Source organism: Bacillus sp. LR--39 (assembly GCF_053613335.1).
Genome location: NZ_JBSIOT010001622.1, coordinates 1 through 514 on the forward strand (window position 1 = coordinate 1; position 514 = coordinate 514).

The 514-nt window shown below is 44.0% G+C and carries 2 protein-coding genes; both read right to left on the reverse strand.

The annotated features are described in order from the left end of the window. Nucleotides 1-88: flagellar basal body protein (locus ACWHAR_RS32150; RefSeq protein WP_452089059.1), on the reverse strand; the 88-nt coding region annotated here is incomplete at its 3' end. Nucleotides 89-296: 208 nt separating this feature from the next. Next, on the reverse strand, nucleotides 297-514 hold a 218-nt coding region (locus ACWHAR_RS32155), incomplete at its 5' end, for a rod shape-determining protein (RefSeq protein WP_452089058.1).

Consider the following 514-nt stretch of genomic DNA (forward strand, 5'->3'; position numbering starts at 1 on the left):
TTGCATTCGCGATATTATTCGTCAGCATCTCTGTGCGGCGCTGCTGGGTGATCATTGCTGAAGTTGCTGTATAAAGTCCTTTTAACATCATTTCACCTCAAAATAAGTGTCATGCTCCAGAGTTTCCTATCGAAAAAACCTCTTTTGCGAAATGCTTGCAATTTATATTTGCTAATACAGAACGTTTGTTCTATAATGGTATTCAAACATACTACTCTTTTTATCGGCAGCCGTTCAGCTCCTTTAAAGCATTTCACATAAAAAAACCTCATTCTCAAAAAGAATGAGGCTTCTGATCAGCTCAGTTTGCGCTTGGGAAGCTTGTCCATGTTATCAAGCATGACACCCGTACCGACTGCCACACAATCCATCGGATTTTCAGCAACGAGAACAGGCACTTTCAGCTCTTCGGCAAGAAGCTGGTCAAGACCGTTTAACAATGCGCCGCCTCCTGTAATGATCACGCCTCTGTCGATAATGTCGGCTGACAGCTCAGGCGGCGTTCTTTCGAGCC